This is a genomic window from Rhizobium sp. AAP116 (assembly GCF_001295785.1).
Taxonomy (GTDB): Bacteria; Pseudomonadota; Alphaproteobacteria; order Rhizobiales; family Rhizobiaceae; genus Allorhizobium.
This window is the reverse complement of the sequence record NZ_LJIB01000014.1, coordinates 14,224-32,527: the sequence shown is the minus strand read 5'-3', so window position 1 is coordinate 32,527 and position 18,304 is coordinate 14,224. Positions and strand designations below refer to the sequence as shown.

15 protein-coding genes are annotated in these 18,304 nt (G+C 61.8%); 6 read left to right on the top strand and 9 right to left on the bottom strand.

Going from position 1 to position 18,304, the window contains the following annotated elements:
* Positions 1-88: 88 nt before the first annotated feature.
* Complete coding sequence (locus IP85_RS10490) at positions 89-1,033, bottom strand: NAD(P)-dependent oxidoreductase (RefSeq protein WP_348625557.1); 945 nt, start codon at positions 1,031-1,033, stop codon at positions 89-91.
* Between the two features lie 298 nt (positions 1,034-1,331).
* Here IP85_RS10490 and IP85_RS10485 point away from each other — a divergent pair, with 298 nt between their 5' ends.
* From IP85_RS10485 to IP85_RS10470, 3 genes are all read left to right on the top strand, one after another.
* A complete protein-coding gene (locus tag IP85_RS10485; protein WP_054149650.1) occupies positions 1,332-2,996 on the top strand; it encodes an electron transfer flavoprotein-ubiquinone oxidoreductase in 1,665 nt (554 codons plus the stop codon).
* A 252-nt stretch (positions 2,997-3,248) separates the two neighbouring features.
* Entirely contained in the window at positions 3,249-3,863 is a 615-nt protein-coding gene (locus IP85_RS10475; RefSeq protein ID WP_054149623.1) for a L,D-transpeptidase, read from the top strand.
* A 306-nt stretch (positions 3,864-4,169) separates the two neighbouring features.
* On the top strand, positions 4,170-4,577 hold the full coding sequence (locus IP85_RS10470; protein WP_054149622.1) for a helix-turn-helix domain-containing protein: 408 nt from the start codon (positions 4,170-4,172) through the stop codon (positions 4,575-4,577).
* A 9-nt stretch (positions 4,578-4,586) separates the two neighbouring features.
* Here IP85_RS10470 and IP85_RS10465 read toward each other — a convergent pair whose 3' ends face one another.
* A complete protein-coding gene (locus IP85_RS10465) occupies positions 4,587-5,501 on the bottom strand; it encodes a DMT family transporter (protein ID WP_054149621.1) in 915 nt (304 codons plus the stop codon).
* A gap of 129 nt (positions 5,502-5,630) precedes the next feature.
* Here IP85_RS10465 and IP85_RS10460 point away from each other — a divergent pair, with 129 nt between their 5' ends.
* Positions 5,631-6,104: an Lrp/AsnC family transcriptional regulator gene (locus IP85_RS10460; RefSeq protein WP_054149649.1), complete on the top strand. Its 474-nt coding sequence runs from the start codon at positions 5,631-5,633 to the stop codon at positions 6,102-6,104.
* 48 nt (positions 6,105-6,152) lie between these two features.
* On the opposite strand, the gene IP85_RS10455 is transcribed toward IP85_RS10460, so the two are convergent.
* Together IP85_RS10455 and IP85_RS10450 are read right to left on the bottom strand one after the other, a co-directional pair.
* Positions 6,153-7,175, bottom strand: coding sequence for a zinc-binding alcohol dehydrogenase family protein (locus tag IP85_RS10455; protein ID WP_054149620.1), 1,023 nt, complete (start codon positions 7,173-7,175; stop codon positions 6,153-6,155).
* A gap of 194 nt (positions 7,176-7,369) precedes the next feature.
* The gene (locus IP85_RS10450; RefSeq protein WP_054149648.1) at positions 7,370-8,587 is read right to left on the bottom strand and encodes an MFS transporter; all 1,218 of its coding nucleotides are present in this window, start codon (positions 8,585-8,587) and stop codon (positions 7,370-7,372) included.
* Positions 8,588-8,839: 252 nt separating this feature from the next.
* Between IP85_RS10450 and IP85_RS10445 the strand changes: the two genes are divergently transcribed.
* Positions 8,840-9,757, top strand: a complete 918-nt coding sequence (locus IP85_RS10445) for a diacylglycerol kinase family protein (RefSeq protein ID WP_054149619.1) — start codon at positions 8,840-8,842, stop codon at positions 9,755-9,757.
* A 54-nt stretch (positions 9,758-9,811) separates the two neighbouring features.
* Here the strand turns inward: IP85_RS10445 and IP85_RS10440 are convergent, their stop codons facing one another.
* The 5 genes from IP85_RS10440 to IP85_RS10420 form a co-directional block, all read right to left on the bottom strand.
* Positions 9,812-11,419, bottom strand: coding sequence for an ABC transporter ATP-binding protein (locus tag IP85_RS10440; protein WP_054149647.1), 1,608 nt, complete (start codon positions 11,417-11,419; stop codon positions 9,812-9,814).
* A 2-nt stretch (positions 11,420-11,421) separates the two neighbouring features.
* Positions 11,422-12,546, bottom strand: a complete 1,125-nt coding sequence (locus tag IP85_RS10435; RefSeq protein ID WP_054149618.1) for an ABC transporter permease subunit — start codon at positions 12,544-12,546, stop codon at positions 11,422-11,424.
* A complete protein-coding gene (gene oppB, locus IP85_RS10430) occupies positions 12,539-13,462 on the bottom strand; it encodes an oligopeptide ABC transporter permease OppB (protein WP_054149617.1) in 924 nt (307 codons plus the stop codon). The genes IP85_RS10435 and oppB overlap by 8 nt, the downstream gene beginning before the upstream one ends.
* A 62-nt stretch (positions 13,463-13,524) precedes the next feature.
* Positions 13,525-15,123: a peptide ABC transporter substrate-binding protein gene (locus IP85_RS10425; protein WP_054149616.1), complete on the bottom strand. Its 1,599-nt coding sequence runs from the start codon at positions 15,121-15,123 to the stop codon at positions 13,525-13,527.
* A 247-nt stretch (positions 15,124-15,370) separates the two neighbouring features.
* On the bottom strand, positions 15,371-16,729 hold the full coding sequence (locus tag IP85_RS10420) for a glutamine synthetase family protein (RefSeq protein WP_054149615.1): 1,359 nt from the start codon (positions 16,727-16,729) through the stop codon (positions 15,371-15,373).
* Between the two features lie 192 nt (positions 16,730-16,921).
* Here IP85_RS10420 and IP85_RS10415 point away from each other — a divergent pair, with 192 nt between their 5' ends.
* On the top strand, positions 16,922-18,295 hold the full coding sequence (locus IP85_RS10415; protein ID WP_054149614.1) for an aspartate aminotransferase family protein: 1,374 nt from the start codon (positions 16,922-16,924) through the stop codon (positions 18,293-18,295).
* Positions 18,296-18,304 lie beyond the last annotated feature (9 nt).

Genomic DNA, 18,304 nt, shown 5'->3' with positions numbered 1-18,304 from the left:
GGTGCAACCTGAACTGTTCGCGGCTTCTTCGCCTGAAAATCCGGTCGCCGCAAGGCGCCGAGCCACCAATCAAGACCTCTCTAACCGCTCAAAGCTCCGCTGGAAATCCGGGTGCCCGCAGATCGGTGCCGGTTGCATCTTCGAGAAGTTTCACGACCTGCGACGACCATGCGTCGCCGCCATAGGTCGAGCGGGCTCGAATGAAGGTCTGCAGTGCATGGGAGGCAAGGTCGAGGGGCACGCCGAAGTTGCGGCCGAAGCCGAGCGCGAAGCCGAGATCCTTGACGGCGAGATCCATGGTGAAGTTGATGTTGTAGCTGCCATTGAGGATCACCTGACCCTCGGTCTCATGCACGAAACTGTTGCCCGAAGAGGCCTTGATGATGTTGAAGGCATCCGTCAGGTCGATGCCCCCCTTCTTCGCCAGCATCAGTGCCTCGCCGGTTGCGATAAGGTGGATGAAGGCGAGCATGTTGGTGATAACCTTGATCACGGCAGCCTTGCCGAGCGGGCCTGCTCGAAAAATCTGCTTTCCCATCGCCTGGAAGGCCGGCCGGTGCAGATCGTAGAGGTCGGCATCTCCGCCGATGATGACGGTGATTTCGCCTGAGGCTGCCAGATGCACGCCGCCGGTAACGGGCGCTTCAAGCATGCGCACGCCAGCATCGGCCGCGATCTTGCCGAGACGCAGGACTTCCTGTTCGTCGAGCGTGCTCATTTCGATCCAGGTGGCACCCGGCTTCAAGCCTTTCAGAATGCCGCGCTCGCCGGTCAGAACGCGTTCGCTGACCTTGGGCGAGGGCAGACACGTGATCACGGCATCTGCGACTTCAGCCACAGCTTGAGGGTTTGCGGCAAACTTGGCGCCGGCAGCCACCAGCTCCTTGGCAATGTCGGGATCGAGATCATTGACCACGACGGTGAAGCCAGCCCGGACCAGGCTGCCGGCGAGATGGCGGCCAAGATGGCCGAGCCCGATGAAACCATATGTGAATGCCATGTTGTCTGCCCCCTGCTGGCGTTTTGTCGCCAGACTGAGACAAAGCGGGGAAGGTTTCAAAGACAGATTTTGGCCTGCGACAGGATTTGACGCAGGCGGAACACGGCGCCGCACTTTTCGTTGGGAAAGCGAGAAGAAAGGTCCGGCGAGCGGTGACTGCCGCCAACGCAGCGAAATCGTCGCATTGACCCTTACGTTCACGTAAGATATTCTCGCGCTTCACACCGCCCTGCCGGAATTTGCGCCTTGGCGCGTCGCGCTTCGGCTCGACAATTGGGTTCGGTTTTGTCAAGGAGGAAGGCGGATGGGACCGCCTGATGAGGAAATGACGATGAGCACGGATATGGAACTGCCAGAACGCGAAAGCATGGAATTCGACGTCGTGATCGTGGGCGCAGGTCCCGCAGGTCTGTCGGCAGCGATCCGTCTGAAACAGGTCAATCCGGACCTGACCGTCGTCGTGCTCGAAAAGGGCGCGGAAGTCGGCGCCCATATCCTGTCCGGTGCCGTGGTTGATCCCATCGGCATCGACCGCCTGATCCCCGGCTGGCGCGAGGAAGCCGACCATCCGTTCAAGACGGAAGTCACCGATGACCAGTTCCTCTTCCTCGGTCCGGCCGGCTCAATTCGCCTTCCCAACATGCTGATGCCGCCGCTGATGAACAATCACGGCAATTACATCGTCTCGCTCGGCAATGTCTGTCGCTGGCTCGGCGCCCATGCGGAAGCGCTCGGCGTCGAGATCTATCCGGGCTTTGCAGCCTCCGAAGTGCTCTACAATGACCAGGGCGCCGTGATCGGCGTCGCGACCGGCGACATGGGCATCGAGAAAAACGGCGAGCCGGGTCCGGCCTATACGCGCGGCATGGAACTGCTCGGCAAATATGTGCTGATCTCGGAAGGCGTGCGCGGCTCGCTCGCCAAGCAGCTGATTGCCAAGTTCGATCTCTCGCGCGAAAGCGATGTGCAGAAGTTCGGCATCGGCCTGAAGGAACTCTGGCAGGTCAAGCCCGAGCACCACAAGCCGGGCCTCGTCCAGCATTCCTTCGGCTGGCCGCTCGGCATGAAGACCGGCGGCGGCTCCTTCCTCTACCATCTCGAAGACAACATGGTTGCCGTCGGCTTCGTCGTGCACCTGAACTACAAGAACCCCTATCTTTATCCCTTCGAGGAGTTCCAGCGGTTCAAGACCCATCCGGCGATCGCCAAGACCTTTGAAGGCGGCAAGCGCCTGTCCTATGGCGCCCGCGCCATTACCGAAGGCGGGTACCAGTCCGTGCCGAAGCTCTCCTTCCCGGGCGGCGCGCTGATCGGCTGTTCCGCCGGTCTCGTCAACGTCCCCCGCATCAAGGGCTCTCACAACGCCGTGCTTTCAGGCATGCTGGCGGCCGAGAAGATTGCGGACGCGATCGCCGCCGGTCGCGCCAATGACGAGCCGATCGAGATCGAGAACGAATGGCGTTCGACCGATATCGGCAAGGACTTAAAGCGCGTGCGCAACGTCAAGCCGCTCTGGTCGAAGCTCGGTACGGCGCTGGGCGTCGGCCTTGGCGGCATCGACATGTGGATGAACCAGCTCCTCGGCTTCTCCTTCTTCGGCACGCTGAAGCATGGCAAGACCGATGCACAATCCCTGGAGCCGGCAGCGAGCCACAAGCCGATCGCCTATCCGAAGCCGGATGGTGTGTTGACCTTCGACCGCCTCTCCTCGGTCTTCCTCTCCAACACCAACCACGAGGAAGACCAGCCGGTCCACCTCAAGGTCAAGGACATGGATCTGCAGAAGCGATCCGAACTCGACGTCTATGCCGGTCCGTCGACCCGCTACTGTCCGGCGGGCGTCTATGAATGGGTGGAGAAGGAGGGCGAGCAGACCTTCGTGATCAACGCCCAGAACTGCGTTCACTGCAAGACCTGCGATATCAAGGACCCGAACCAGAATATCAACTGGGTGCCGCCACAAGGCGGCGAAGGGCCGGTCTATCCGAACATGTAAATGTTCGAGAGGCAGGCCCGCACGGACCGCCGCTGGCAAATTGGCGGCGAAGGGCCGGTCTATCCGACATGTAATGTCTATTCAAAGGGCGGTCGAGAGGTCGCCCTTTTTGCATTGCAGTGCGGTGTCGCCACCAGCCACCGCCCCATCTTCGCCATCGATCTTAACAAGCACCTTTAGATTTAACCCGTCATTAACCATAAATTCCTAGGCTCCTCGGCAACGAATCGTAATCCCGAGGACGCCTGAAACATGACCATTTCCCGCCGCGGTCTTTTGTTTGGCCTGCCGCTCTTCATCGCCGGCTGCCAGTCCGTTCCCAATCAGCAGGCCCTGTATGGCGACGTGCCGGACGAGCCGTTTCCGCTGAAAAAGGTACCGATCGAGAAGATCAAGCCGGAACTGCGTCGTCAGGAAGTGGCATACGAGACGCCACACGCTCCGGGCACGATCGTGGTGAATACGCCAGAGCGCCGGCTCTACCACGTGATGGGCAATGGTCGGGCCATGCGCTACGGCATCGGCGTCGGCCGCGCGGGCCTTGCTCTTTCCGGCAATGCTTATGTCGGTCGCAAGGCAGAATGGCCGAGCTGGACGCCGACCCCCAACATGATCCGCCGTGACCCCGAGCGGAACCTGAAATATGCCGGCGGTGTGCCCGGCGGCCCGAACAATCCCCTCGGCGCCCGCGCCATGTATCTCTATCGTGGCGGCAACGACACCATGTTCCGCATTCATGGCACCAACCAGCCCTGGTCGATCGGCCAGGCGATGTCCTCGGGCTGCGTCCGCATGATGAACCACGACGTGATCGATCTCTATGCGCGTGTCGATGTCGGCAGCAAGGTCGTAGTGATTCAGGCCTGATCGGCGCTTCGACTTTCACGTCTTTATTGTGGCGCTGGTTCCCGGACCGGCGCCACTTTGCTGTGATCGATTGGCACTGTCTTGTCACACCCAGTCACGACTGTGCCATCACTATTGCAGCTCCAAGCCTTTGCCCCAATCTCCCCGCAATGAAACTTTCCGGCGCTCTTATGCGTCGAATGTCTGGTTGACGCTGTGTCGACCAATTCCGATCGGCCGGAGGCTTTTTCCGCCGACCGATCAGGACTAAGTGGGAACAGATGCGCCGGTGACCGGCCGCGTCGAAGATTTGAGAAGGGATTTTGAATGGCTCGCGATATGAACGCCGGCTTGTCCGACCTCGGTGGTTGCCAGATCGAGGCGACCCTGCAGCTGTTCGACGGCAAATGGAAGGGCGTGATCCTCCACCATCTCCTCAAGGACGAAGTGCTGCGCTTCAACGAACTGGTGAAGCGCCTGCCATCGATTACCCATCGCATGTTGTCGAAGCAGTTGCGCGACATGGAGGTCGCCGGTCTTGTCGCCCGCACCGTCTATCCGGTCGTGCCGCCGCGCGTTGATTATTCGCTGACCCCGCTCGGCCGCAGCCTCGAGCCAGTGCTTCAGGCGATCGGCCGTTGGGGCCAGGAGAACCTCGTGGCCGTCGAGGATGCGGCACTGAAGCCGAGCGAGAGCCCGACGGGCAGTGCGGCGATCATGCGTTCTGCTGCGTAATGCCGACCGTCAGCCTGCGGGCTGTCGTCGGGACAAAAGGCCGGTGGACAAGAGGACGCCGAGCCCGGTGACAAGCGCCGCAACGAGAACCGAGATGCCGAGCGGCTCCGCAAGCAGCACGGCACCGCCAATGGCCGCAGCCACTGGCGTGATCGCCGTATAGGCGGCAGCCTGGGTTCCGCCGAGTGCGCGAACTGCCGTCCCATAGAGCAAGGTCGCGACCAAGCCCGAAAGCAGGCCCTGTGTGACGGATTGCAGGGCGATTTCCCCCAAGGGTGCCGTCAGGAATTGGGTGCCGACAAAGGGCAGGGCCGCAAGGTTGAGAAGGGTCGACCAGACGCAGATCAAGGCCGCTCCTTCGAAGGCATCGAGTCCGCTGCGGCGGAAGGCATGGGTATAGACGGCCCAGAGCGTCGCGCCGATGGGAAGGATGGTGAAGCTGATCCAGCCGAGCCCGTCAGCACCCAGATTGCCCGCGAGCAGGATGCCGCCGCCTGCGAGGATCGCAACCATGCCTGCCTTGCGCCATCTGTCGGGTCGTTCGCCAAGGAATGCCATCCCGATGACGGCGACCGCAAGCGGCATCAGCCCCGGCAGCAAGACGCCGGCCGCCGAGGCGGGTGTATGGCGCATGCCAAAGGCGACGATCTGAAAGAAGGGCGCGCCGGAGCCGAGAATCATCAGGCAGAGTGGTCCCATGGCCCCCTTGGGAAACAGGCCCGTACGCCACCAGACCGGAGCCAGCACGAGCGCCGGAATGCCATAACGCAGAAGACTGAGATCGAGGGGGCCAAGCCCGGCGCCGACGCTATGACGTGTGGAAACCAGCCACGACGCCCAGATGAGCACGACGGACAGCGCCGACAATGCACCCAGCGCTGAGCGGCCGGAGCCGGGAAGGGGAGTGGTGCCGACGGCGGACATGGTTGCTCCAGAAGATGATGCTTGCGTCCAATCTTATGCCGTTCGCTCTGACGTGTCCTTGCGCAATGCACGCCGGATGGTTAGAAATTTGGCACAATATGCCAAAAAGAAGCGCTGGAGTTCTAATTGCTGCCAAAACTCGATAAGTTCGATCACGCGATCCTCAAGCTTCTGCAGGATGACGCACGCATCACCAATGTCGAGATTGCCGACAAGGTCGGGCTCTCGCAATCGCCTTGCCTCAGACGTATCAGGCTGATGGAGGAGAGCGGTCTCATCCGCGGCTATCGTGCAGATCTTGACCGGCGCATGCTGGGGCTCGAACTCACCGTGTTCGTCGCCTTCAAGGTGGCGCGCCACACGCGCGAGAACGCCGATGCGCTGCACGAGGCCCTGCTCGACATTCCCGAAGTCGTTGCCTGCTACATGATTTCGGGCGAGTCCGATTTCCTGGCAGAAGTCGTCGTTGAAAATCTCTCGGCCTACGAGACCTTGCTGACGGAAAAGCTGCTCGTCTTGCCCAACGTGACCGACATCCGGTCGAATTTTGCGATCCGGAGCGTCAAGACTGGTGCGCCGCTGAAGCTCCCGGTTCGCACCTGATCGCGGAAGAGGTGGCCGCCGCAGAGACGGCGGCCGGTAAGAACTGGCTCAGGCCGGAAAACCTTCCAGCACTATCTTGCCGCGCGTGCGGTTGCTCTCGATCAGCCTGTGCGCCTCGCGCAGGTTTTCCGCCGTGATCGGCCCGAGCACGGTATCGAGCGTCGTGCGGATTTTGCCCGCATCGATGAGTTCGGCAACATGCGTCAAGAGCTTGTGCTGCTCGATCATGTCAGGCGTCTGGAAGACCGGCCGGGAGAACATGAACTCCCAGTGCAGCGAGACGACCTTCTGCTTGAAGGCAAGGATGTCGAAGCCTTCGGGGAAGTCGTCGATCAGGCAGATGCGGCCCATCGGCGCGACGATCTCGGCCATCGCCAGTCGATGCTGGCCGCTATGGGTCACCGAGAAGATGAAACCCGGCGGGTCGATGCCGAGTGCGGCAAATTCCTGGGCGAGCGGCTTGCTGTGGTCGATGACGTGATCGGCACCGAGAGACTTCGCCCAGTCCGCCGTCTCCGGTCGCGAGGCGGTGGCGATGACGGTAAGGTCGGTCAGTTCCTTGGCAAGCTGGATGGCAATCGAGCCGACGCCACCGGCACCGCCCGTAATCAGGATCGACCGTCCGGCGCCGAGGACCGGATCGCTCACCTTCAGTCTGTCGAACAGCGCCTCGTAAGCGGTGATGGCAGTCAGCGGCAGGGCGGCGGCTTGTGCGAAGGAGAGTGTCTTCGGCTTCAGGCCGACGATGCGTTCGTCGACGAGGTGATATTCGGCATTGGTGCCCGGACGATTGATCGCGCCGGCGTAGTAGACCTCGTCTCCTGGCTTGAAGAGGCTGACATCCGGACCGACGGCCTTGACCACGCCCGCCGCATCATAGCCGAGGATCCGGGCTTCGCCTGCCGGCGGCGTCTGGTTGCGGCGAACCTTGGTATCGACCGGGTTTACCGAGATCGCCTTGATCTCGACGAGGAGATCGTGGCCTGCCGCCTCCGGCACGGGCAGCTCGAGATCGACCAGCGCCGTCTCCGAGGTGATGGGCTGGGGCGTATGGAATCCGATGGCGCGCATGGAAAACTCCTGTCTGGCGTTTGAACGCTACCCATTAAGGGCATAGATTGGAGTTCTGCAAGAATGCACATTTTCTGTCTGTAGGCACAGAAAAGGACCTCGGTTCACTTGAGGATGCCGACCATGTCGCGCCCTCGTGCCTGGATGGCCAGCAATTTCCCGGCTGTCCCCTCGAGTGGACCTTGAAGACCGCCTCAGCCGCTTGACGGCCTCTTTTCCAAAGCAATGGAGATCAGGAAGATGATCAGGCCGAAGGCGGACAGCACCGAGCCGACATAGCCGGTGGCGGCGTAGCCGTAGCCGGCGGCAATCACCAGTCCGCCGAGCCATGCGCCGAGCGCGTTCGCAATGTTGAAGGCGGAATGATTGGTGGCGGCGGCGAGCGTCTGCGCGTCGGCTGCCACATCCATGAGACGGGTCTGCACGGCCGGGCAGGCGGCAAAGCCGCAGCCGGTGAGGAAGACGCAGATGCACAGCATGATCGGATTGTGCGCGGTGAGCGAAAAGACTGCCATCAGCACGATATTGAAGGCGAGCATGCCACCGATCGTCCCCTTCAGCGAATAGTCGGCCATGCGGCTGCCGACGATATTGCCGACATTCATGCCAATACCGAAGAGGGCAAGAACCACTGCCACCATGCTGGCCGGGAGACCCGCGGTATCGGTCACGGTCTTGGCGATATAGCTGAAGATCGCAAACATGCCGCCGAAGCCGACGGCAGCGACGCCGAAGGACAGCCAGACCTGCAGGCGCCCGAAGGCCGACAGTTCGCGGCGGATGCTGGCGCCCTCGGCCACTTCGTCTTTCGGCAGATAGAGTGCGATCAACGCCACGGTTATGGCCGCGATGGCTGCTACCAGGAAGAACGCGGCGCGCCAGCTCATCAACTGGCCCAGGAAGGTCGCGATCGGCGTGCCGATGAGCGTGGCGATGGTCAGCCCCAGCATCACGCGGCCAACGGCCCTAACGCGACGGTTCGGCGGCGCCATGGCGGCGGCAACCAGGGCGGCCACACCGAAATAGGCGCCATGCGGCAGACCGGTGATGAAGCGAAGAAGCGTGAATGTCGCAAATTCTGTGGCGAGCGCACTGGCGAAATTGCCGACGGCGAAGAGGCCCATGAGCAGCAAGAGCAACGTCTTGCGCGGAAGTTTGGCGGCAAGTGCTGCGATGATCGGTGCGCCGATGACGACACCCAGCGCATAGGCGCTGATCACATGGCCTGCCTGCGGCACCGTTACCCCGTAGGTCTCTGCGACCTCCGGCAGCAGCCCCATGATCACGAACTCGCCGGTCCCGATGCCAAAACCGCCAGCGGCGAGCGCCAGTTCGATCAGCAGGATCGTCGTTGGCGTCAGGGCCGGGGACTGTTGTAGTTCTGCGGTGGGGGACGAAGCGAATTCGGTCATGAAAACACCATGGGCGCGCAAGAGAACCTTGCCACGCGAAACGCGCTTCCGAGGAAGCCGAAATGAAAGAAAGGAGCCAGCAGGCCGTAAGAAGGAACTGTTTTTTATCATATCCGTGTGCGCTGCGGCAAAGGCTTTTGCTCGCCATCTTGAAATCTGCTCGTGCGCTATCGATCTGCAGGCGGCTTTCGAAACTTTCGAGGCGTCGACACGTTGTGAGCATTGGCCTCTCAAGGGCCGCGAAAGGGCGACATGAAAATCAAGGCGGTACTCAATCGCGAAGGTGGCACCTTCAAGACCACCGACATGCAGACCTATTGCGAGACGGCAACCCGCGCCTTTGCGGCGAAGGGCCATGATCTCGTATGCGATGTCGTCGGCGGCGACGAGGTTGTGCAGTCTCTGGAAAAGGCGAGCAAAGAGAGCGACCTTGATGCGCTTCTGGCCGGCGGTGGGGACGGCACGATATCCACGGCCGCAGGCATCGCCTGGGAAGCCGGCGTGCCGCTCGGCATCATCCCCGCCGGCACGATGAACCTCTTTGCCCGCTCGCTGAAGCTACCGCTCGACATCTGGAAGGTACTCGACCTCTTGGCCGACGCAACCGTTGTCAACGTCGATATTGCAACGGCGAACGGTCGTCCCTTCGTGCACCAGTTTTCCGCAGGTCTGCACGCCCGCATGGTCCGGATGCGCAACCAGATGAATTTTGCCTCCCGTATCGGCAAGATCCGGGCAAGCACCAGCGCCGCCTTCGGCGTCATGCTCGATCCGCCGCGCTTCGAGGTCGTCTTCGATATCGATGGCGACGGCCGCAGCGAGGAGCGCCCGGTCTCGGCGATCTCCGTCTCCAACAATCCGCTTGGCAATAATTCGCTGTTCTTCGCCGACCGGGTCGATACCGGCAGGCTCGGCGTCTATCTGGCGGAGCCGCTGGAGCCGACCGGCGTCGGCAAGCTGGCTTTCGATATCATCAGGGGCAAGTTCAAGGAGAACGAGGCAGTGACCGCCTCGACTGCGGAGAAGGTGCATCTCCATTTCCCCAAACATCGCAAGGGTGCCGCCTGTGTCCTCGACGGTGAACTCCTGCGCATGCCCGCTGACGTCGAGATCAAGATCCATGCCGGACAGCTGAAGGTGCTCGTGGCGCGGCCGCAGGCGCCGGCATGAACGAAAACGGCGCCCGATTGGGGCGCCGCTTTCTGGTTTGTGGATGAACCGAGCTCAGTGGCTGAAGGCAGCCGCGATCAGGTCGCGGGTATAGTCTTCCTGCGGATGATCGAAGATCGCCTCGGTTCCACCCTGCTCGACGATCTTGCCGTTCTTCATCACGATGACATGGTCCGACATCGCGCGGATGACCGAGAGGTCATGGCTGATGAAGACGTAAGAAAGCCCATGCTTGTCCTGCAGGTCGCGCAGCAGTTCGATCACCTGACGCTGCACGGAGCGGTCGAGTGCTGAGGTCGGCTCATCCAGGATGACGACCTTGGGCTTCAGGATCATCGAGCGGGCGATCGCGATGCGCTGACGCTGGCCGCCTGAGAACTCGTGCGGATAGCGGTTGCGCGCTGCCGGGTCGAGGCCAACCTCCTTGAGAGCAGCAATGGCCCGCGCATCACGCTCGGCGCGGCTGAGCTGCGGCTCGTGCACGTAGAGACCTTCGGTGATGATCTCGCCCACCGTCTGGCGCGGCGAGAGTGAGCCATAGGGGTCCTGGAACACCAGCTGCAGCTGCTTGCGGAAAGGGCGCATGCCGGCCCGGTCGAGGTTCGAGATATCCGCCGTCTCGAAGCGGAAGGCGCCATCGGCTGCGAGCAGCTTCAGCAAAGCGCGGCCGAGCGTCGATTTGCCAGATCCCGACTCCCCGACGATGCCGATGGTCTGGCCCTGGCGGAGCCGGACGCTGACCTGGTCGACAGCCCGGAAGGTACGGTTCGGACGCAGGAAGCCACCGCTGCCGATGTCGAAATCGACGGTGACATTGCGACCTTCCAGAACGACCGGCGCATCGTCAGCCGGCGGCGGCTTTGTACCAGAGGGTTCTGCCGCCAGCAGCATCTTCGTGTAGTCGTGCTGGGCGTTGCCGAAGATCGCATCGCGGCTTCCCGTTTCGACGATCTCGCCCTTGCGCATGACAGCGACACGGTCGGCCACGTGCTTGACCACGCCGAGGTCGTGGGTGATCAGCACGATCGCCATGCCGAAGCGCTTCTGCAGGTCGGCGAGCAGATCGAGGATCTGCGCCTGGATGGTGACATCGAGCGCGGTCGTCGGTTCATCCGCGATCAGCACGTCGGGCTCGTTGGCCAAGGCCATGGCGATCATCACGCGCTGGCGCTGGCCGCCGGACATTTCGTGCGGATAGCTGTCGATGCGGCGCTCGGGGTCGGGGATGCCGACGAGCTTCAAGAGTTCCAGCACGCGGGCGCGCGCTTCCGTCTTGCTCATGCCGCGATGATGGATCAGCGGTTCTGATATCTGCTTGCCGATCCGGTAGAGTGGATCGAGCGAGGTCATCGGCTCCTGGAAGATCATGGTGATCTTCGCACCGCGCACCTTGTTCAACTCGCCGATCGGCAGGCCGACGATGTTGCGTCCGCCATAGACGGCCTCGCCGCTGACATCGCCGTTCTTGGCGAGCAGGCCCATGATGCCCATCATGGTCTGGCTCTTGCCCGAGCCACTTTCGCCGACGATGGCGAGCGTTTCGCCCTTCTTCACCGAAAAGCTGATGCCCTTGACTGCTTCCACTGTGCCGTCGGGTGTCGCGAACGTCACCTTGAGGTCGGAAACGTCGAGCACGGTTTCGTTGTTTGTCCTGTCGTCCATGCTCATCGGTCCTTCGGATCCAGCGCATCCCGCAGGCCGTCGCCCACGAAATTCAGCGAAAACAGCGTCACCACGAAGAAGATCGCCGGAAAGATCAAAAGCCACGGCGCATTCTGCATGCTGGCGGCCCCTTCCGAGATCAGCGTGCCCCAGCTGGCAAGCGGCGCCTGAACGCCGAGCCCGAGGAACGAGAGGAAGCTCTCCAGCAGGATGACCTTCGGCACGATGACCGTGACGAAGACGATGACCGGGCCGATCGTGTTCGGGATGATGTGACGGCGGATGATCTGCCAGTCGGTCAGGCCCAGCGCTTCCGCCGCACCGACGAATTCGCGGCGCTTGAGCGACAGCGTCTGGCCGCGCACGATGCGGGCCATTTCCAGCCATTCCACCGCCCCTATCACCAGGAAGATCAGGATCACCGATCGCCCGAAGAAGACGACGAGCACGACAACGAGGAAGACGAAGGGCAGTGAGTAGAGGATCTCGACGATACGCATCATCACATTGTCGACGCGGCCACCGAGATAGCCCGAGGTCGCGCCATAGACGACGCCGATGCCGAGCGAGACGAGGCTGGCCGCGAGACCGACGGCGAGCGAGATCTGCCCGCCAAGCATGACGCGGACGAGCAGATCGCGGCCGTTGGAATCGGTGCCGAAGGGGAAGGTGATCTGGTCCACATTGCCGGATACGGTGAGGCTTCGACCATCCGCTGCCTGGTCCACGACTTCCGAATTCTTGAATTCGTTGTTGCGATCGAAATAGCGGATCGTGCGGGGATCGATTTCCCCATCCGAGCTGATCACGGCGGTGAAACGGCCATCCTCGACCGTAAAGCTGTCGAGTGTCACTCTTGCCCGCTGGGCCACGCTTTCGGCCACGTCCTGCAGCGTCTCGGGATCGGGCCGTGGGGTCAGGCTCGGCGGCACGTTAACGTAGGAGGAGAAGACCTGATCGTAGCTGTGCGGTACGAAAAGAGGTCCGGCGAAGGAGAACAGGGTCACGAAGGCCAAAAGCACGCAGCCCGAGATGGCGGCCTTGTTGCGCCGGAAGCGCATCATGGCGAGCTGGGCGAGGCTGCGTCCGGTGATCTCCGGCTGGGGGGAAGCGGTGATATCAGTCATTGCGAACCCTCGGATCGAGCAGGCCATAGGCGATGTCGACCAACAGGTTGAAGACGATCACGAACACGGCGACGAGGATGACGGTGCCCATGACGAGGGGATAGTCGCGGTTGAGTGCGCCGAGCACGAAGTAGCGACCGACGCCGGGAATGGTGAAAATCGTCTCCACCACTGCGGAACCGGTCAGAAGTGCGGCGGCACAGGGTGCGAGATAGGAGACGATCGGCAGCATCGCACCGCGCATCGCATGCGTGACGACGACGACACGCGAGGGCAGGCCGTAAGCCTTGGCCGTGCGGATATGGTCGGTATGCAGCGCCTCGATCATCGCGCCGCGGGTCAGGCGTGCAAAGACGGCAAGCTGCGGCAGGGCCAGCGCCGTGACCGGCAGGATGAGGTAACGCAGCGAGCCGTCGCCCCAGCTACCAGCCGGCAGCCAGTTGAGGATCACGGCAAACAGAAGCGTCAACACGGGACCGACAACGAAATTGGGGATCGTCACGCCGACAGTCGCAAAGGACATGACGGCGAAATCGATCGCGCTGTTTTGCCTGAGTGCTGCGACGGTTCCGAGCAGCACGCCGCCGATCAGGGCGACGAGGATGGCGATCCCGCCGAGCTGGATCGAATAAGGCAGAGCCTTGCCGATCAATTCGGAAACGGTGTTGTCCTTGTAGATGAAACTCGGACCGAGATCGCCGGTGACGGCATTGCCGATATAGCTCAGATACTGGCTGATCAGCGGCTGGTCGAGTTTGTAGGTGGCCATGATATTGGCCATCGTCTGAGGCGGAAGCGGGCGCTCGAGATTGAAGGGGCCGCCGGGCGCAAAGCGCATCAGAAAGAATGAGATGGTGACGACGATGAAGATCGTCGGGACGGCGCTCATCAGCCGCCGGAGTACGAAGGATGTCATGTCCTGCTCCTGAATGGACGACGCGCGGCTTGAACCGTGCGTCGTCCGGTCACGTGACGAGATTATTCAGCGACGCGGAGGAAGCGGCTGAGATGCTCGTTGGCTGCGTTGTCCTGCCAGCCGCTGACGCGGTCGGAGACCAGCCACAGGTTCGCCGTGCTCATCAGCGGAGCGATCGGCTGGTCGCGCATCAGGATGACTTCGGCATCATGTAGGATCTTCTTGCGGGCTTCGGCATCGCCTTCGGTGTAGGACTTGGCCATCAGCGCGTCGAACTCCGGGTTGTTGTACTTGCCGTAGTTGAACGAGGTGTTGGTGGAGACGTTGAGGCCGAGGAAGTTTTCAGCATCCGCATAGTCGGCGACCCAGCCGGCACGAGCCACGTTGAAGGCGCCGCCTTCCTGCAGATAGGCGTAGTGCGAGGCCACGTCGAGGTTGGTCATCGTAACCGTTGCGCCGAACGTGTTCTTCCACATGTCGGCAACGGCGGTCGCGACACGCTCGTGGTTCGGGTTGGTGTTGTAGCGGATCTCGATGTTGAGCGGCTTGCCGCCTTCACCGTAACCGGCTTCCTTCATCAGTTCGATCGCCTTGTCTTCGCGGTCGAGCTGCGACATCTCGGCGAAGTCGGCCTTGGCTGCCTCGTAGCCGCCGAGACCATCCGGAACCAGCGAGTAGGTCGGCAGCTGCGCGCCGGAATAGATCTCCTCGGCCAGGAAGTCGCGATCGACGGCCATGGAGAGGGCCTGGCGGACGCGCACGTCGCTATAGGGTTCCTGGCGGGTGTCGAAGACGTAGTAATAGGTCGAGGCCGACGGCGAAACGCGGACCTGCTCGCCATAGCTGTCCTTCAGCCGGTCGATCTGGTCGGCCGAGAAGTTGTAGACGAGGTCCATTTCCTTGGCTTCGAAACGACGGACCGAAGCGGCCTGATCGTCGATCGGGTAGAAGACAACCTTGTCGATCTGGGTGTTGGCGGCATCCCAGTGATGTTCGTTCTTCACCACCACAAGGTTGTCGTTCGGGACATGGCTCTCGAGCTTGTAGGCGCCGTTCGACACCATCACGCCCGGCTTGACGAAATCCTTGCCGTTCTTTTCGACGCTTGCCTTGGAGACGGGCAGGGCGGTCTGGTGGGCCAGAAGCTCGAGGAAGAAAGGCGTTGCGCGCTCAAGGGTCACTTCGAGGGTCTTCTCGTCAACGGCCTTGACGCCGATTTCTTCCAGCTTCGCTTCACCCTTGTTGGCCTTTTCGGCATTCTTGATCGGGTAGAGGATGTTGGCGTATTTCGCGGCGGTTTCCGGGTTCTGGACGCGCTGGATCGAGTAGACGAAGTCTTCAGCCGTCACCGGCGAGCCATCCGACCACTTGGCGTTTTCGCGGATCTTGAAGGTATAGACGGTGCCATCGTCGGAGATGGTCCAGCTTTCGGCAGCGCCGGGCACGATTTCGCCCTTGGCGTCGTAGATCGTCAGGCCCTCATAGAGATCCTTGAGAATGAAGGCTTCGATGTCGATCGAGGTATTGGCCTGATCGAGCGTCTGCGGCTCGCCGGAATTGCCGCGATGAAGCACGACTTCGGCCAGCGCCTGGCTTGCGCCAAACATCAAGGAGGTGAGGAGAAGAGAGGTGCCGAGCAGCCGGCGCGTCTGGATAGACATCGTTTGGAACTCCCAGTTCACGTTAACGGAAAGGGAGAGAAGAATATTCGTGCGGAGGTGGCAAGCCGCATTTTTTGTGGCTACCCTAATTTTTGGGAGGAAATTGGAGGGTTGGCCTGTGATTTGGCACGAAGATTTCGCGTGACCGTTTTGTGACGAAATAAAATTATAGCGTCAAATCCTGCCCGAGATGCGACAACGCGACCCGAGGGTCGCGTCTGCAAGGTTTCCGATGGCTGGATAGGGGTCAGATGCGCGGCAGATAGGTCTGGTAGTCGAAGCTCGACACGGTCCTGAGGAAGGCCATGGCCTCCTTGCGCTTGGTGTCGCCATAGATGCGCTGATATTCGGCCCCGAAGATGTCGGCGATGAAGGCGGATGCGCGGAACCGCTCGACGGCGGTCAGGAAATCATAGGTCAGCATGTCGGGGTTTTCAGGCGCGCTGTCCGGCGTCGTGACCTGGCCGGGATCAAGATCCTCGTCGAGGCCAAGCAGGATGCCGCCGAGGATGGCGGCGAGCAAGAGATGTGGATTGGCGTCTGCACCGGCAACACGGTGCTCGATGCGGGCAGCGGGGCCATCCTTGTCCGGAATGCGGATCGCGGTGCCGCGATTGCCGAAACCCCAGTCGATCTTGTCTGGTGCAAAGGAGCCCGGCTGAAAGCGGCGGTAGGAATTGGCAAAGGGCGCGAAGATCAGTTGCGCGTCCTGCATGCTTTTCAGCATGCCGGCGGTGATCGACTTCAGCTTCACCGGATCGCCGCCCTTGGCGTCGAGGATGTTGCGGCCATCCTTGTCGATGATCGAGGCATGCACATGAAGCCCAGAGCCGGCATGATCGCCATAGGGCTTCGCCATGCAGGTCGCCTTGAAACCATGCCGGCGGGCGGCAAAATCGACGACGCGCTTCAAATAGATGCAGTCGTCGGCAGCGGCCATGGCATCCGGCTTGTGCAAAAGGTTGACCTCGAACTGGCCGGGGCCGAATTCGGCGGTCGTCGCATCGGCCGGCAGGCCCATGTGGTCGCAATATTCGCGAACCGTATCGAGAAAGCCTTCCATCGCGGCGGTCGCACGCATGTCGTAGAGCTGGTAGCCCTCGACTTCGCCATTCATGACCAGCGCCTTCGGCGGCATCGGCACGCCCGTCTCGCGGAAATCCGGCTCCATGACATAGAATTCGAGCTCGGTGGCAACAACAGGCGTCAGGCCCTTTTCCTCGAAGCGCTTCATCACATTGGCGAGGATCGCGCGTGGGCAGACGTAATGCGGCTCACCGGAGAGCGTATGCATGGTGGCGAGCACTTGCTTGGAGCCGGCAGGCCCCCAGGGCAGCGTCGTCAGCGAGTTCTTGTCCGGCATGCAGATGCCATCGGGATCTCCGAGCGTCAGCGAGATCTTGGTAATGTCGTCATTGTCGTCGCCCCAGATGTCGAGCGATTGGGTCGAGGCCGGCAGGCGCACCGTGTTCTTCCAGACCTTGTCCTCGGCTTTCAGCGGAATCATCTTGCCTCTGAGGTCGCCATTCATGCCGACGAGCAGCATCTCGATGCGCGCGGAAGGGTCGGCTGCGGTAAGATCGGCGGCCTCGGTCGGTGCTGTCATGGGAAAACTCTCGTTGGCTATCAGGTCGGATTTGGCCGGAGGAACGCGGCAATCGGTGCCTTGCCAAACGCGTTTTGGACGGTCATGTTCGTAGCCGATAATGTTCCGCCTTTCAATGCGGGGCAGGGCTGCCACGCGGACCAAGTTTGGCCGTGAAAGCAATAGCTTCCGCCCCGGTCAAGGATCCGACCCATGAACAAGCCGCTTACCGCCGTCTCCAATCTCGGTGCCATCGACGCTGCCCATCATCTTCACCCTTTTTCGGACATGAAGAAGCTGAATGCGGCAGGCACCAAGATCATCACCCGGGCGGAAGGCGTGCACATCTGGGATTCCACCGGCAAGCAGTATCTCGATGCCTTTGCCGGGCTCTGGTGCGTCAATGTCGGTTATGGCCGCAAATCGATCGCCGATGTGGTCCACGCCCAGATGCTGGAACTGCCCTATTACAACACCTTCTTCGGCACCACGACTCCGCCGACCACGCTGCTCGCCCAGAAGATCGCCGAAAAGACCGGCCCGAAGATCAACCGGGTCTTCTTCTCCAATTCCGGCTCGGAAGCCTCCGACACCTGGTTCCGTATGGCGCGCGTCTACTGGAAGGCGCTCGGCCACGAGACGAAGACACAGGTCATTGCCCGCAAGAACGCCTATCACGGCTCGACCGTCGCCGGCGCCTCGCTCGGCGGCATGAAGTGGATGCACGAGCAGGGCAACCTGCCGATCGAGGGTATCCACCACATCAACCAGCCCTACTGGTATGCCGAGGGCGGGGATCTGACACCCGAGGATTTCGGCCTGAAGGTAGCCCGCGAGCTTGAAGAGAAGATCCTCGAACTCGGCGAAGAGAATGTCGCCGCCTTCGTTGCGGAGCCGATCCAGGGGGCCGGCGGCGTCATCGTGCCGCCCTCGACCTACTGGCCGGAGATCAAGCGCATTTGCGCCAAGTACCAGATCCTGCTCGTCGCCGACGAAGTCATCTCCGGCTTCGGCCGCCTGGGTTCCTGGTTCGGCCATCAGCATTATGACTTCGAGCCGGACCTCGCGCCGATCGCCAAGGGGCTCTCTTCGGGCTATCTGCCGATCGGCGGCGTGCTCGTCTCCGACCGCGTGGCGGAGGTCATGGTCAACGAGCTCGGCGACTTCTACCACGGCTACACCTATTCCGGTCACCCGGTGGCAGCCGCCGCAGCGCTCGAAAACATCCGCATCATCGAGGAAGAAGGCCTGGTCGAGCGTGTCCGCGACGACACCGGCCCCTATCTCGCCCAGGCATTGGCCTCGCTCACCGACCACGAACTCGTCGGCGAAGCCGTCAGCGTCGGCCTGATGGGTGCGGTGCAGATCGCGGCCGACAAGGCCACCCGCCGCCGCTTCAAGAAACCAGACGATACCGGCACTGCCGTCCGTAACCAGTGTGTCAATGCCGGCGTCGTGCTGCGCGCCACCGGCGACCGCATGCTCTTCTCCCCGCCGCTGATCATCTCGCGGTCGCAGATCGACCAGGCGGTCGATACGTTGCGCAACGGCCTGGACTGGTTGAAGGACAATCGCGGCGAGGGGTGAAGCGGCCCA